The following is a 13,998-nucleotide window of genomic DNA, read 5'->3' on the forward strand; positions in this document are numbered from 1 at the left end:
GGCTTTACGTCGCCGAAGCCCTGACGGTGTCCTGGTCTTCCGCCGCGAGAACCAGGACTGTGCGTCGTGGGCGATCCCTCTCACCCATATCGAGCAGGACGACCCTCCGGGAGTGGTGGAGTCGCACCAGGGCTGGATTCCCTTCCTCGACCGGATGTCCCTGGCGTGGGTCGAGCTGGTGCTGAGTGAAACGCTTCTTGCAGCCGGCACCGGTACGACGCCTGCGAGCTGCCAGACGCACTGGTGCCTGACCTCCAGGCTCGCTACTCCCCCATCGACCTGCCTGACCATCCGATGTGGGCGAGCGAAAGGGACTCACCCGTGCGCTGGTACGCGGCTCCTGGCCGATTGCTGCGCCGGGACGGCTTGCAGGATCACTGCTGGATCCATGTACGCGGTCACACAGCCGCCTCTCTTGAGGTCGTCCGCGCAGACCTCCCCGGCTCTTGGGTCGGCTGATCTCTTGACCGTGGCTCCGGCTATGCCGTGGACGGTCATGCGGCCGGCATGACGGGGCTGGCGAAAGGCGCGTCCGGGGTTGCAGAACGTGTCGGTTCGCAGGCAGTGGTAGAGGCAGCCGAGGAGCTTGTTGAACAGGTTCCGAAGAGCGGCGGTATGTCGTTCGCCGCCGTCATGCCGGCGGTCGTAGTGGGCCCTCGGCTCTGCTGATCGGAGAGCGGCAAAGGTCCACATGTGACCGGCTGCGGCCAGGCGTTGATTTTCCACCGTACGGGCCACGACGACGTGGCTGCGGCCGGAAGCTCGTGTCACCGGGGCGGCACCGGCGTATGCCTTCATCGCTCTGGCGTCCGCAAAGCGATCGCGATCGTCACCGATCTCTGCGAGGACGCACGCTCCGGACAGCACCGACAGGCCCGGGAAACTGGTGATGATGTCGGGGTCTGGGTGAGCGAGGAATGCATCCTCCGTTGCCGCCGCGAGTTCGTCGACGCTGTTGCAGGCGGCGTCGAGCTGTTGGATGAGAGCCAGTGTCTGGTGCCCCATGGCCTGCTCGACCTGGGGCGGGTGGTGCAGGTCAGTCGGCGTGGAAGATGTCCCGAAGCCGCTCGACCTCGGCCTCGATGCCGCACCGCGGGCGGGGGGCACGCTTGAGGCAACGAGGGCGGCCGGGTAGTACTCACGAAGGTCAGGGCGCGTTCAAGTTCCTGATGGGTGCGGCATGTCGGACCCAGAACTGCAGGGGCAGGTTCAGCTGCTGGACCTGGTGCAGTGCGTGGTTGTGTTCAGGTATGCAGGGTGGGTCGGTAGATGAGCTCTTGAGTGTGGCCGTCGAACGTCCGGCTCTCGATCAGCTCGAGGTCGAAGTCGGCCGTGCCCTCGAAGATCGGGGCGGTCCCGGTCCGACCGCTGATCACAGGGAAGATCGTCACCTGGATGCGGTCGACGAGCCCTGCGGCCATCAGCGCCCTGTTCAACAACAGGCTGCCGTGTGAGCGCAACGGCACCTCGGACTCCTTCTTGAGCCGGGCGACGACGCCGACGGCGTCGGCGGCCACGACGGTCACGTCCGGCCATGCGAAGGGTCCTGCGAGCGTCGTCGACACCACCGTTGTCGGCAGGCTTCGCATCCGGGAGTTCACCGGGTCGAGGTCGGCATCTCAGGGCCCTGTTTGCCCCAGTAGCCGCCCCAGTCGCCGTCGGGACCGTAGGAGCCGTAGCCGTCGAGGGTGGAAAAGACGTCCCAGGTGTAGATCGCGGTCATGATGCTCTCCTCGAGTGCGGTGGATGGCGTGTTGTGGATACAGACGAGGAACCATGACGAAACTCATCGCACTTGGACTCCTTGATTCGGGTCGCCTTCAGGTCCCCCGTCGTGTGGGCTGCGTAGCTGCGGCTGCTTGGGGCGCATGGCGGGGCGGGCACGGACTTCGTGATCATCGTGGGAAGGACGGCGCTGTCAGTGGTGCGCCGTAGGGTGCCGGGCATGACGACAGACGGCATGTCCGCAGCTCTGGATCCCATCTACAACCGGCTCGTTGCGGAGCGCGGAGATGTCCTTGCGCAGGCCCGTGAGGAGGCGGATCGGGTGGGCCGTGTGCTGGAGCAGCTCTACCACCCCTCCGGCATCGCTGAGGTCCAGGACGTCGAGCCAGGCTTCTTCTCTCGTCCTGCCGTACGTCAGGGCCGCCCCCGCAGGTGAAGCAGGGTCCTTGACCGGCAGACGACCGCCTGCGGGTCGCATGTGCGGCCCCGCGCCGGGCCGGTGTCTCGCACGCGAGACGTCTCGGTGCTGTCGGCGACGGCACCGCTGATCGCGGACAGGGCGCGGGCGCCGTCCAGGAGCCGGTACGCCTGCGCGCGGCTGATGCCGAACTCCACGGCGGCGTGCGCGTCACGGACCCGGGCGGAGAGCACCGCCACGAAGCGCCGGACGTCGTCCATCGCCTGGCGCAGCGGCCCTTGACGGAACCAAACCAGCTCAGCCACCCGGTGTGGGTACGGCTGAGCCGGGCGGGAGCTTCTGCCCCTCTTCAGTCAGGCATCGCGACATGCCGCCGTGGGCGCCGTACTTCGACACCGCCGAGCACGCCGGCACCCGCGCGGAATCCGCCCGCGACCTGCACCAGATCGGCGGCCGGCGCCGCCGCGCGAGTGTGATACGGACGGCTCGGTGCCGGTTCGGGTGGGCTGGGGCCAGGCAAGGTGTTCAGCTCGTTCGAGTAAGTAGTCGGACATCTTGCGTTGCACGACACGGGGGCTGGCTGCGCAAGCAGGGCTGCTGTCAGCCGACCCGCTGCATTGCCTTCCGGCGCCGTTCCGCCACTGCCGAACCGGACTCGCGGCGGGCCGTTCTGCGCAGTACGGACGGGGCCAGCAGCAGCCCTGCGACCGCCCGGACACTCAGCACCCCGGCCGTCTCCAGATGCCGCCAGGGCTCCCCGATCTCGGCGGCGACAGCTTCGGCCGGGCGCAGCGCAGAGCGGAGGCCGAGCCCGAGCCAGTACACGGGGAAGACCTGCCCGACGGTCTGCAACCACTCGGGCAGCTTCGTCGGCGGGACCTCTGAACGTCCCTCAACCGGATGGAACAGTCCCGATTCTGGCGACGTCGCCGCCACACCACGCTCGTCCAGCCCCTCTGCCCCATACAGGTCATCGCCCACCGTCCAAAAGCCACGAGAGCGCGCTCACGGCGACTGATCTCAACTCGCGCGCCCTTTTCGAGCACGTGTACGGCAACGCGGCCGATCATCCGGACCGGGTGCGCCTGTATCCGTCGGACATGACGGACGCGGAATGGGCGGTCCGCTCGGCGGTTGCAGGTATCGGCCAGGCACCGAGGGCGGGGGCGGGGGCGGGCAGCCGAGGGTACCGACACCGCCAGATGCCGAACGCGATCAGTTGCCTCGTCGCGTGCGGAATCTCCCGGCGGGCGACGCCCACGGACCCTTGCCGTCGCGGCCCAGGAGCGTCTGAGTGGACTGGTGTCTTCATACGGTGATGTCAACGCCCGTTCCGGCGGGCAGCCAGCGGAAGCTGCGCCGGATCTCGGCCGGGGCGGAGGCCAGGTGCCGTTCGATGGCTTCACGGTTCTCGCGGAAGTGGTGCCAGCCCTCGTAGTGGACGGGCAGGGCGGTTCGCGGGGTGAGCAGACGGCACAGTTCCACGGCCTGAGCAGTCGTCATGGTGTAGCGGATCGGGCCCGTCAGCGGGAAGCGCACGCCGCCCATGTGCAACAGCGCGGTGCCCACGTTCAGGCGACGGGCCAGGTGTCGTACGCCGTCGTAGAGGACGGTGTCTCCGGAGATCCACAGCACGCCGTGCCGTTGGCCCTTCCAGTGGAGCGCGAAACCTGTGACGTCACCGGTGATCGGCCGGGACAGCGGCGGTCCGTGGCGGGCGGGGGTCGCGGTGACGTCGATCGTCATGCGTCCCGGGGCCTCAAGGCGTGTGGTCGTCCAGGGTGCCAGTCCACGGGTGTCGCCGCTGAGTCGTCGTGCTCCGGACACTGTGGTGAGCACCGCGCCTGCGGTCGGCAGCAGGGCGCGCCCGGCCGTGTCGAGGTTGTCACCGTGGTGGTCGTGGGTGAGTAGGACGGCGTCGACCGGTGGCAGGTCGGCGGCGGCGAGGGCGGGGCCGGACGTCTTGCGGGAGGAGGTGCCCCAGCCGAACGAATAGCGACGCCCTGGGGGATCGAATGTGGGGTCGGTCAGCAGCCGCCAGCCGCCGACCTCGATCAGTGTGGTCGGGCCGCCGATGTGGGTGACGCAGACGTCGGTCATGCGGTGATCCCTTCCGGTGGCCCGGGACGGCGGGCAGGGCGGCCGTCCCGGGCGTGTTGGTGGCTACCTGGCGTGGGACAGGGCCCACGCCAGCGCGTGGTCCGCGACCTCTTCCCAGCCTGGCGAGGCCGGCATCAGGTGCGGCTGCCCCGGATACACCTTGACCTCGGTGACGGTGTTCGACTTGTAGTGCTGGGCGTTGGACTGCTGAACCGCGGGCGGCATGAGGTGGTCCAGCTCGCCGGAGAGGAACAGCAGCGGTGCACGGTCGTCGTTGTGATAGTTCACCCAGATGTCCTGGTGGCCGGGCTGGAAGTTGGCCAGCACGCTGTTCCACAGGATGTGGCCCGACGCGGGGATCGCGTAACGCTCGTAGAGCGCCCGGGACTCCTCCTCGGAGAAGGTGTTGGTGAAGGCGTAGTGCCACTGCTCATGGGTGAGGCCGACCGCCTTGTGCCGGTTGGCAGGGTTCTTCAGCACGGGGAACGTGGACTTCACCTGGCTCAGCGGGACCACCCGCACGCCTTCGGTGGGTGCGGAGTTGATGGCCACTCCTGCCGCGCCGAAGCCGTGGTCGAGCAGTACCTGGGTGAACGCCCCGCCGGCGGAGTGACCGATCAGTACGGGCGGCTTGTCGAGGCCGCGGACCACGTTCGCCAGGTTCTCGATGATCTGCGGTGCGGTCACCTTCTCGATCGGGGTCGGGTCGGCGTTCAGGGACTCGACCTCGACGTCGAAGCCGGGGTAGGCGGGCGCGAGTACGCGGTAGCCCTGTTTCTCGTAGTGGTGGATCCAGTGCTCCCAGCTGCGAGGGGTCACCCAGAAGCCGTGGATCAGGACGATGGTGTCCGGTGCGGTCATCGGTGTTCCTTCCCGGGCGTCAACGGGTGGCTCGGTGGGCGGCCAGGATCTGGCGGACGACGGTGTCGGGATGGGACATCATCACGACATGGGAGGAGCCCTTCACCTCGACGGTCGTGCTCCCGGCGCGCTTGGCCATGAAGCGTTGCGCCGCGGCCGGGATGACGTTGTCCGCGGTGGGGATCACGTACCAGGACGGCAGGCTCTTCCAAGCCGGCACGCCGCTGGCCGACGCCAGTCCGCCCACGCTGCCGGGGCGTTGGGTGGCCGCCATCAGCCGTGTGACGGAGGCCGGCAGGTCTCCTGCGAAGACTTCGTGGAACTTCTCCAGGTCGATGTAGCCATCCGTGCCGGTGGTGCCGTCGGGCAGCGGAAACTGGCGTGTCACCAGCGCGTCAGCCAGTTTGCTGCCCGGGAACATGCCGGCCAGTTGCAGCGCGCTCTCGCCCTCGTCGGGCGCGAACGCGGCGACGTACACCAATGCCTTGATGTTGGAGTGACCGCGCCCGGCGTTGGTGATGACCTCGCCGCCGTAGGAGTGGCCGACCAGGATGACGGGGCCGGGGATGGTGTCGATGACGCTGGAGACGTACGCGGAGTCGCCCGCCAGGTCGCGCAGGGGGTTCGCGGGGGCGAGGACCGGGAATCCGGCCTTGAGCAGGCGCGTGATGACGTCGTTCCAGCCGGATGAGTCGGCGAACACGCCGTGCACGAGCACGACGGTCGGTCTCCCGCCGCGCCCCGAGCGGGCGGAGGCCGAGGCGGGGGCGGCTCCGAGCGTGACCGCCCCAGCCGCGAGCAGGCCGCCGAGGACGCGGCGGCGGGGCTGATCTTCGGGAATCATGCGGTGGTTCCCTTCCGGAGTCAGGAGTTGAGGAAGTCCAGCAGGTCGGCGCCGAGCTGTTCCTTGTGCGTGTCCGTGATGCCGTGCGGCGCTCCCGGATAGATCTTCAGCGTCGCGTTCTTGATGCGGTCCGCCGATGCCTTGCCGCCCACTTCGAAGGGCACGACCTGGTCGTCGTCGCCGTGGATGACCAGCGTGGGTACATCGACAGCGTCCAGGTCGGCGCGGAAGTCGGTGGCCGAGAAGGCCGCGATGCATTCGTAGGCGTTTCGGTGTCCGGCCTGCAGGCTCTGGCGCCAGAACGCGTCCCGGATGCCCTGCGAGACGTCGGCACCGGGTCGGTTGTGGCCGAAGAACGGTCCGTCGGCCAGGTCCCGGTACAGCTGCGAGCGGTCGGCGAGGGACCCGGCGCGAATCGCGTCGAACGCCTCGATCGGTACGCCCCCGGGATTGTCGTCGGTCTTGAGCATGAAGGGCGGTACGGCGGAGACCAGCACGAGCTGCGCGACACGGTCGGTGCCGTGCCGCCCGATGTAGCGGGCGACTTCGCCGCCGCCGGTGGAGAAGCCGACGAGCGTCACGTCGCGCAGGTCGAGCGTGTCGATGAGGGTGGCGAGGTCGTCGGCGTAGGTGTTCATCTCGTTGCCGTGCCAGGTCTGGGCGGACCGGCCGTGGCCACGGCGGTCGTGGGCGATGGCGCGGAAGCCGCTCGATGCGAGGAACAGCTGCTGCGCCTCCCAGCTGTCCGAGTTGAGCGGCCAGCCGTGGCTGAGCACGACCGGCCGGCCCGTGCCCCAGTCCTTGTAGTAGATCTGCGCTCCGTCGCTTGCGGTGACGTATGGCATGGATTGCTCCCGTCTGCGGGACCTGCTGTCCGGTCACCTCAGCGTGTGCCAGGACGGACGATGCTCGAATCCCGTGGAGCACGTAGTCGTGACGGGACTCAGTCGTCCAAGGCCTGGTTGAGCTGACGCCGAGACGTCACGTCGAGCTTCCGGAAGATCTTCCGCAGGTGGTAATCGACTGTGCTGGCGCTGATGTACAGCTGGGCGGCGATCTCGGCGTTGGTCGCACCGCCCTTGGCGAGGCGGGCGATCTTTTGTTCCTGCGAGGTGAGCGTGTTCGTCGGTCCGGCCGTCCCGCGCTGGGGGTGGGCCCCTGTGGCTGCGAGTTCCTGGGCAGCGCGCGCCGCGTATGCCGTGGCCCGCATGGCGTCGAACATCGCGACGGCTGTGTGCAGGTGCTCGCGGGCGTCCTTGCGGCGCTTGCGGCGACGCAGCCACTCGCCGTACAGCAGGTGGGCGAGGGCGAGATCGGAGCGCGCTCTGGTGTCCGACAACAGGGCGATCGCCTCACGGTACAGCGGCTCCGCGTCGCTGACGGCTGCGAGCAACGCGCTTGAGCGAGCCAGCAGGCCCGAGGCCCAGGGCGTGCCGGAGGCCTTCGCCCGGGATGCCAATGCTCTCAGCGCGGCCGTGGCCAGAACCCGGTCGCCGCAGCGTACGGCTGCCTCGACAAGGTGAGGGAGCACTCGGGAATGCACCCCGAGCACGTCGTGCTCGATCAGCTCGTGCCCGATGGTGCGTGCCTCGGCGTAGTCGCCGCGGCTGAGGGCCAGCACCATCATGCCGATGCGGGCGATGGACTCGACCGCGCCGCTGCCCAGCCAGGTACCAGCCTCCATCGATCCACGTAGAACGGCGTCCAGGTCCTCACGCTCACCGTGCCAGGCGAGCAGTTCGGGATGCCGGTATATGGCCCACACGTCGTCATTGGCGCCGATAGCCGCCCGAATCTGATGCCCCTCGGCCAGCAGGTCGTCGGCAGCGGCCAACTCGCCGAGATTGGTCTCGGACATCGTGGCGCAGTACAGGGCGGTGTCCAGCTGCCACAGGGCTCCGGCCCCCCGGGCGACGTCAGCGGCCCGCCCGATGACAGCGGTGTGCGTCTGCTCGTCCCACAGGATCATCGACATGGTGATGGCAGGCAGATAGCCGCGCAGTACCGCTTCCTCGGGGGTGTCCGGGTCCAGCACCACGGCGCAGGCCCGCCGCAGGTGGGGGACGGCGCTTTCGTAGCCGTCGATGGCCAGGGCCGCGAAGCCGCGCAGCACAAGGTCGACGCCGGTCGCCTCGCCGGTGGGCGGCACCAGCGTCTCCACAGCCCGGGCGATCTCAGCCGGCGTCGTGTCCTGCATCAGATGCTCGGCGGTGATGGCGCGGTCGATCGCCCTGAGGAGCGCCTCACGGGCCAGGTCCGGAGCACCGTCGGAGAGGAACTGCGCGGCGCGCACGCACAGCGCCGGCGCCTGCGCGAACGAGTCCGCTCGGCCCAGCGCGATGGCCGTGGTCGCCCGGACCAGCAGCGCCCGGCCTTGGCCGACATCGCCGAGCAGCTCCGCGTCGATGCCGTCCAGCAGCGACTCCGCCTGAAGCGGCGCCCCGGACCGCAACGCCGCCTCGGCGGCTGCCAGCAGCCGCCCCGCTCGCACCTCGCCCTGCGGCGTCAGCTCGGCTGCCCGGGTCAGGAAGGTGGCGCGGGCGGCGTAGCCACCCCGCGCGCCCGCCCGGTCGGCCACCCGTTCCACTTCCGCGGCGACGGCGGCATCTGTCCCGATCGCGGCGGCGGCGAGGTGCCAGGCCCGCCGGTCGGTGTCGGCCGGGCGGTCGGTCACCTCCGCGAGCGCGCGATGTGCGCGCCTTCGCTCGACGCTGGTGGCGCCGCTGTACACAGCCGACCGAACCAGCGGATGGCGGAACTCCGCAGCGGCGCGCAGCACCAGCAGACGCGCGGCTTCCGCCGGTCCTGAAGCCTCCGTACCGATCCCGAGCCGACGCGCCGCGCTCATGAGGTAGCCGAGGTCGCCCCCCGGCTCGGCGGCGGCGAGAAGCAGCCAGGTCTGCGTCGGCTCCGGCAGCTCGCGGACCTGTTGCAGGTAGTGCGCCTCCAACCTTCCGCCCACCGGCAGCGGTTCGGGTAGCACGAGCCCTCCGGAAAGCTGGTCTGCGGACAGCTCCTGCCCCAGGTCGGCCAGCGCCAGCGGGTTCCCGGCCGTGGCGGCCACGATGCGCGCCGCGACACGGGTGTCGAGCTGTCCGGGGACGGTCTCCCGCAGCAGTTCCAGAGCGAACTCGTCCTCCAGACCTACGACCTCGGTGCATGAAAGGCCCGCAGGCGCGTCGAAACCGGTTCGCGCGGCGAACAGCAGGCCGACGCCCTCGGCGTGCACCCGCCGGCTCACGAAGGCGAGCACGCCGAAGGACTCCTCGTCGAGCCACTGAGCGTCATCGACGCAGGCCAGAACAGGCCGCTGCTTCGCGGCCTCCGCCAGCAGCGTGAGTGTCGCGAGCCCCACCAGGAACGGGTCGGCGGGCGGACCGTCGGCCAGCCCGCACGCCACCCGCAGCGCCGCGCGCTGGGTCTCAGGTAACGCGCCGGGCTCCTTGAGACCGTCGAGGAACGACACGAGCAGACGGTGCAGCGCCGCGAAAGGGAACCGGGACTCCGCCTCCACCCCTGCCACCCGCAGCACACGAAGGTCGGCCGCCTCCGCGGTCGCATGATTCAGCAGGACGGTCTTGCCGATGCCTGCGTCACCTCGAAGAAGGACGGCACCACTCAATCCCTCACGCAGATCTGCGACAAACCGGTCGAGGGCTTCACGTTCCCTGACCCGCCCCTTGAGCAGCACACGGACGCCTTTCAGAAGGGTGGGGTGACAAGCTCAACGGCAACGCGGTCCCCCACACACATCCACTGCGTCGCAACCTCCCCTGATGCCGCCCATACTGCATATGCTCGCCGGGACTTGCATGAGCATTGCACAAGTCATATGCCTCCCTCCGCTTTCTCGCTGCTCCTCCATCGACCGGACCCACCAGGCGGCACCGCCCATCGCCCACCACCTCCGGCAAGGCGGCCCCCCATCCTCAGTGAAGGGCCAACGCGCGAATCCGACCGGTATCTGTGGCGTCCCGAGGGGGCTGAACCCACCGTCCCCGGGGCGGTCCTCCCTCCATATACCGCCAACTCGGGCCTGCCAGGACGAGCCAGCAGCAATAACCGCAGCACTTGTGACTGTGCTTCAACGCACCGCAGGTGACCACCCAGCCAACCGACGAGGTGGTACCGAGCGGCCCCGTGCCGGAGCCGGTCACCAGTCAGCCTGTTCGCCCAGACCTCGTCATCCCCGAGGCGGGGCCGGGTGGGGAGCCGGTGGAGCGGCAGGTGCCGCCGGTGGTCCCGGCTTACGAACCTGCAGCTGCCGTGGCGCAGCCGAGCGAGCCCGCTGCGCGACACGGCCTGTCCCACATCACCTCCGCGGTTCCCGATGTGGCCCCTGCCGCCGAGGTGGCGGTTCGTCCGGCAGCTTCTCCGGCCGCCGGCGGTACCGCGTTCCCGGTGAGGACCGATAGTCCGGGGTCTCACCAGGAGCAGTACGGGCGGCCGGAGAGGGAACGCCGTGGGCTCACGGCCCCGGCCGCCTCAAGGACATCCCCGAGCCGGCCGTGATCCTCAACCAGCGCATCATCACGCGCGAGCGGGGCGCTTCTGCTGACGGACGACTTCCGGCCCGGTCCGCTCGACCAGACGGCCGTGGAGGCGCGCGAGGACGTCCTCGTCTTCACCACCGAACCGCTCACCAAGGACGTCGAGGTGACCGGCCGTGTGCGGGCGGTGCTCTTCGCCTCCACCGACGGATCGTCGACCGACTGGGTGGCCCGCCTGTGCGACGTCGACGAGCACGGCGTCTCGCGCAATGTGACCGACGGCATCGTGCGGGTCCGGGAAGCGACACCGGGTGAGTCCGCCGAGCACGTCGTGGACCTGTGGTCGACCAGCATCGTCTTCCGGGCAGGGCACCGCATACGCCTCCAGGTCACCTCCAGCAACTTCCCGCGCGGGGACCGCAACCTCAACACCGGCAAGTCAGAGGAGAGCGCGACTACGGCCCGAGCGGCCCGCCAGCAGATCTTCCACGACCCCGCCCGGCCCTCCCGCATCGTCCTGCCCGTGGTGACTGCGGACTGACAAGAAGCGGACGGCGAGTCAACCGATCCGTTGCACCGGTAGACAATGCGGCCGAAGTCGTGGAGCCGGGCACGGTGGTGTCAGGCGTCGAGGCGATGGCGGGCCACGCGTTCGCCGGCCGCCTCGGTGTGTCCCCGGCGACGACCCGGACGTGGTCGCGGACGCGGACGGTCTTGCATGCGGTGCGGGTCCATTCCCAAAGCGGACTGTCTGCCTGCTCGCCCTCGACCAGAAGACCTTCGAGCGCAATCCGAAGCCGAGCCTCGGCACAGCCGTCGAGCTCGCTCGACCAGGACGTCCCTGAGGCCGACCGGCGGCGCCCCGTCGTCGTCCATGAGGGGGCGGCCGAAGGCGCGTGCCGTGTCGGTGGGTAGCCCGGATCAGTCGGCGGCCTTGGTCCCCCCTGGGGGCGCCAAGGCCGCCGGCATGTACGAGGCTGCGCGGAAAGCACTAGGGCAGCGTGATGCCGAGTCGCTCGGCGAGCTCGTCTGCGCTGCTGCCGTACGTCTCGCGGATGCGGATGCCCTCGGGGCCGACGTCGAAGACGCCGTGATCCGTGTACACGCGGCTGACGCAGCCGAGGCCGGTGAGCGGGTACGTGCAGTGCGGCACGAGCTTGGGCTCGCCGGAGCGGGTGAAGAGGGTCATCATCACGTAGACGTCCTTGGCGCCGATGGCGAGGTCCATGGCGCCGCCGACGGCGGGGATGTCGTCGGGTTTTCCGGTGTGCCAGTTGGCGAGGTCGCCGTTGAAGGCGACCTGGTACGCACCCAGGACGCAGACGTCGAGGTGTCCGCCGCGCATCATGGCGAAGGAGTCGGCGTGATGGAAATAGGCCGCCCCCGGCAGCTCGGTCACCGGGACCTTGCCCGCGTTGGTCAGGTCGGGGTCGACCGCGTCGCCCTCGGCCTTCGGTCCCATGTTGAGCATGCCGTTCTCGGTGTGCAGCACCACTCCGGAATCGGCCGGAAGATGGTCGGCGATCTTGGTGGGCTGCCCGATGCCTAGGTTGACGAAAGAGCCTGCCGGGATGTCGCGTGCGATGACGGCGGCCAGTTCGTCCATCGAGAGCTGGGGGTCGGTGGACGTGGTGGTCATCGTGCCCCCTGCACGGTGTAGTGACGGGCCGTCACCTGGACGATCCGGTCGACGTAGATGGACGGGGTGACGACCGCCTCCGGATCGAGCGTCCCGGGCTCGACGACCTGGTCGACCTGGACGATCGTCGTCGTCGCGGCCGTGGCCATGACCGGGCCGAAATTGCGCGCCGTCTTGCGGTAGACCAGGTTGCCCATGGTGTCCGCGGCATGCGCGGCGATCAGCGCGTAGTCGCCTCTGATCGGGAACTCCAGCAGATAGGTGCGGCCGTCGATCTCCCGCACCTCCTTGCCCTCGGCCAACGGCGTACCGACCGCGGTCGGGCAATAGAAGGCGCCGATCCCGGCCCCGGCCGCGCGCATCCGTTCGGCGAGGTTGCCCTGCGGCACCACCTCCAGTTCGATCTTCCCCGCACGGTAGAGGTCGTCGAACACCCAGGAGTCGGCCTGGCGCGGAAAGGAGCAGACCACCTTGCGCACCTGGCCGGCGGCCAGCAGTGCGGCCAGTCCCACGTCGCCGTTGCCCGCGTTGTTGGACACGATGGTGAGGTCCTTCGCGCCCTGCCGGATGAGCGCCTCGATCAGATCGAACGGCATACCGGCCAGGCCGAAGCCACCGACCAGGACGGTCGCCCCGTCCTCGATACCGGCGATCGCCGCGTCCGTGCTCTGGACGATCTCCGCCCGGCTCACCGGTCCGCCCCCGTTGCGTCGCAGTTCTCCAGGACGACGGCCAGGCCCTGGCCGACCCCGATGCAGATCGCGGCGACGCCGTAGCGCCGGCCGGTCTCCCGCAGCACCTTGGCGAGGGTGGCGAGGATGCGGCCGCCCGAGGCCCCCAGCGGGTGGCCGATCGCGATGGCTCCGCCCTTCTGGTTGACGAGGGCGGGGTCGATCTTCCACGCGTCGACGCAGGCGAGCGACTGCACGGCGAAAGCCTCGTTCAGCTCGACCGCGCCGACCTGGTCCCAGCCGATCCCGGCCCGGGCCAGCGCACGGTTCGCGGCCTCGACCGGGGCGTAGCCGAAGGACTGCGGCTCCAGCGCCATCACCCCGCGGCCGGCGATGCGGGCGAGCGGGTCGGCCCCGATCGTGGCCGCGGCCTTCTCGCTGCCCAGCAGCACCGCGGAGGCGCCGTCGTTGAGCGGGCTGGCGTTGCCCGCGGTGATGGTCCCGCCCTGCTCCGGTGTACGGAAGGAGGGCTTGAGCCCCGCCAGCACCTCGGGTGTGGATCCGGGCCGGATGCCCTCGTCGCGGGTCAGGTCGACGCCGTCGACCGGCACCACCAGGTCGTCGTAGAAGCCCGACTCCCAGGCAGCGTGCGCGAGTTGGTGGGAGCGGGCGGCGAACTCGTCCTGCCGCTCGCGGGAGATCCCGAAGCGTTCGTGGAGTTGCTCGTTGGACTCGCCGAGGCTGACCGTCCACTCCTTCGGCATCCGCGGGTTGACCAGCCGCCAGCCGAGCGTGGTCGACACGGCGGTGACATCACCTGCGGGGAAGGGCTTCGCCGGCTTGGGCAGGACCCACGGCGCACGCGTCATCGATTCCACGCCGCCGGTGAGCACCACCTCGGCGTCGCCGGACTCGATGGTGCGGCTGGCCGTCATCGCCGCGTCGAGGCTGGAGCCGCACAGGCGGTTGACCGTGGTGCCGGGGACGCTCACCGGGAGGCCGGCGAGGAGCGCCGCCATGCGGCCGACGTTGCGGTTCTCCTCACCGGCGCCGTTGGCGTTGCCCCACACCACGTCGTCGATCGCGGCGGGGTCGAGACCCGGCACCCGGGCGAGCGTCGAGGTGATGGCAGCGGCGGCCAGGTCGTCGGGGCGGACAGCGGCCAAGGCGCCGTTGAACCGGCCGAACGGCGTCCGGGTCGCGGAATAGATGAAAGCACTCATGAGACCGAAGTTAGGCTGCTTCGGCGA

12 protein-coding genes and 2 pseudogenes are annotated in these 13,998 nt (G+C 69.7%); 2 read left to right on the plus strand and 12 right to left on the minus strand.

The window, feature by feature from the left end; all coding sequences use genetic code 11:
• Window positions 1-315 precede the first annotated feature (315 nt).
• Together ABZ464_RS25030 and ABZ464_RS25035 are read right to left on the minus strand one after the other, a co-directional pair.
• A complete protein-coding gene (locus ABZ464_RS25030) occupies window positions 316-1,005 on the minus strand; it encodes a transposase (protein WP_359279939.1) in 690 nt (229 codons plus the stop codon).
• Window positions 1,006-1,244: 239 nt separating this feature from the next.
• Window positions 1,245-1,723, minus strand: a pseudogene (locus ABZ464_RS25035) (dihydrofolate reductase family protein).
• Window positions 1,724-1,945: 222 nt separating this feature from the next.
• Here ABZ464_RS25035 and ABZ464_RS25040 point away from each other — a divergent pair.
• Window positions 1,946-2,161, plus strand: a complete 216-nt coding sequence (locus ABZ464_RS25040; protein WP_359279940.1) for a hypothetical protein — start codon at window positions 1,946-1,948, stop codon at window positions 2,159-2,161.
• Here the strand turns inward: ABZ464_RS25040 and ABZ464_RS25045 are convergent.
• From ABZ464_RS25045 to ABZ464_RS25075, 7 genes and pseudogenes are all read right to left on the minus strand, one after another.
• Window positions 2,140-2,448: a hypothetical protein gene (locus ABZ464_RS25045; protein ID WP_359279942.1), complete on the minus strand. Its 309-nt coding sequence runs from the start codon at window positions 2,446-2,448 to the stop codon at window positions 2,140-2,142. The two genes, ABZ464_RS25040 and ABZ464_RS25045, sit on opposite strands and share 22 nt — an antisense overlap.
• Before the next feature lie 295 nt (window positions 2,449-2,743).
• Window positions 2,744-3,013, minus strand: a pseudogene (locus tag ABZ464_RS25050) (ABC transporter permease); the annotation flags it as partial.
• A gap of 438 nt (window positions 3,014-3,451) precedes the next feature.
• Window positions 3,452-4,243 carry an MBL fold metallo-hydrolase gene (locus ABZ464_RS25055; RefSeq protein ID WP_359279943.1) on the minus strand — a complete coding sequence of 264 codons (792 nt, stop codon included), beginning with the start codon at window positions 4,241-4,243 and terminating at the stop codon, window positions 3,452-3,454.
• A 63-nt stretch (window positions 4,244-4,306) separates the two neighbouring features.
• Window positions 4,307-5,104 carry an alpha/beta hydrolase gene (locus ABZ464_RS25060; RefSeq protein ID WP_359279945.1) on the minus strand — a complete coding sequence of 266 codons (798 nt, stop codon included), beginning with the start codon at window positions 5,102-5,104 and terminating at the stop codon, window positions 4,307-4,309.
• Between the two features lie 19 nt (window positions 5,105-5,123).
• On the minus strand, window positions 5,124-5,948 hold the full coding sequence (locus ABZ464_RS25065; protein ID WP_359279946.1) for an alpha/beta hydrolase: 825 nt from the start codon (window positions 5,946-5,948) through the stop codon (window positions 5,124-5,126).
• 20 nt (window positions 5,949-5,968) lie between these two features.
• The gene (locus ABZ464_RS25070) at window positions 5,969-6,793 is read right to left on the minus strand and encodes an alpha/beta hydrolase (RefSeq protein ID WP_359279948.1); all 825 of its coding nucleotides are present in this window, start codon (window positions 6,791-6,793) and stop codon (window positions 5,969-5,971) included.
• 98 nt (window positions 6,794-6,891) lie between these two features.
• Window positions 6,892-9,639 carry an AAA family ATPase gene (locus ABZ464_RS25075; protein WP_359279949.1) on the minus strand — a complete coding sequence of 916 codons (2,748 nt, stop codon included), beginning with the start codon at window positions 9,637-9,639 and terminating at the stop codon, window positions 6,892-6,894.
• Between the two features lie 863 nt (window positions 9,640-10,502).
• Here ABZ464_RS25075 and ABZ464_RS25080 point away from each other — a divergent pair.
• Window positions 10,503-10,979 (plus strand): CocE/NonD family hydrolase, encoded by a 477-nt coding sequence (locus ABZ464_RS25080; RefSeq protein WP_359280035.1) that lies wholly within the window; start codon window positions 10,503-10,505, stop codon window positions 10,977-10,979.
• A gap of 450 nt (window positions 10,980-11,429) precedes the next feature.
• Here ABZ464_RS25080 and ABZ464_RS25085 read toward each other — a convergent pair whose 3' ends face one another.
• From ABZ464_RS25085 to ABZ464_RS25095, 3 genes are read right to left on the minus strand one after another with little or no spacing between them, the layout of a single operon-like run.
• Window positions 11,430-12,077, minus strand: coding sequence for a 3-oxoacid CoA-transferase subunit B (locus ABZ464_RS25085; RefSeq protein WP_359279950.1), 648 nt, complete (start codon window positions 12,075-12,077; stop codon window positions 11,430-11,432).
• On the minus strand, window positions 12,074-12,769 hold the full coding sequence (locus ABZ464_RS25090; RefSeq protein ID WP_359279952.1) for a 3-oxoacid CoA-transferase subunit A: 696 nt from the start codon (window positions 12,767-12,769) through the stop codon (window positions 12,074-12,076). The genes ABZ464_RS25085 and ABZ464_RS25090 overlap by 4 nt, the downstream gene beginning before the upstream one ends.
• Entirely contained in the window at window positions 12,766-13,971 is a 1,206-nt protein-coding gene (locus tag ABZ464_RS25095; protein WP_359279954.1) for a thiolase family protein, read from the minus strand. The genes ABZ464_RS25090 and ABZ464_RS25095 overlap by 4 nt, the downstream gene beginning before the upstream one ends.
• Window positions 13,972-13,998 lie beyond the last annotated feature (27 nt).

This window comes from Streptomyces sp. NPDC005820, assembly GCF_040630255.1.
Classification (GTDB): Bacteria; Actinomycetota; Actinomycetes; order Streptomycetales; family Streptomycetaceae; genus Streptomyces.

Coding starts and splice junctions, on each gene's coding strand:
- ABZ464_RS25030 (WP_359279939.1), bottom strand. CDS start 1,005: ATGGGGCACCAGACACTGGCTCTCATCCAACAGCTCGACGCCGCCTGC.
- ABZ464_RS25040 (WP_359279940.1), top strand. CDS start 1,946: ATGACGACAGACGGCATGTCCGCAGCTCTGGATCCCATCTACAACCGG.
- ABZ464_RS25055 (WP_359279943.1), bottom strand. CDS start 4,243: ATGACCGACGTCTGCGTCACCCACATCGGCGGCCCGACCACACTGATC.
- ABZ464_RS25060 (WP_359279945.1), bottom strand. CDS start 5,104: ATGACCGCACCGGACACCATCGTCCTGATCCACGGCTTCTGGGTGACC.
- ABZ464_RS25065 (WP_359279946.1), bottom strand. CDS start 5,948: ATGATTCCCGAAGATCAGCCCCGCCGCCGCGTCCTCGGCGGCCTGCTC.
- ABZ464_RS25070 (WP_359279948.1), bottom strand. CDS start 6,793: ATGCCATACGTCACCGCAAGCGACGGAGCGCAGATCTACTACAAGGAC.
- ABZ464_RS25085 (WP_359279950.1), bottom strand. CDS start 12,077: ATGACCACCACGTCCACCGACCCCCAGCTCTCGATGGACGAACTGGCC.
- ABZ464_RS25095 (WP_359279954.1), bottom strand. CDS start 13,971: ATGAGTGCTTTCATCTATTCCGCGACCCGGACGCCGTTCGGCCGGTTC.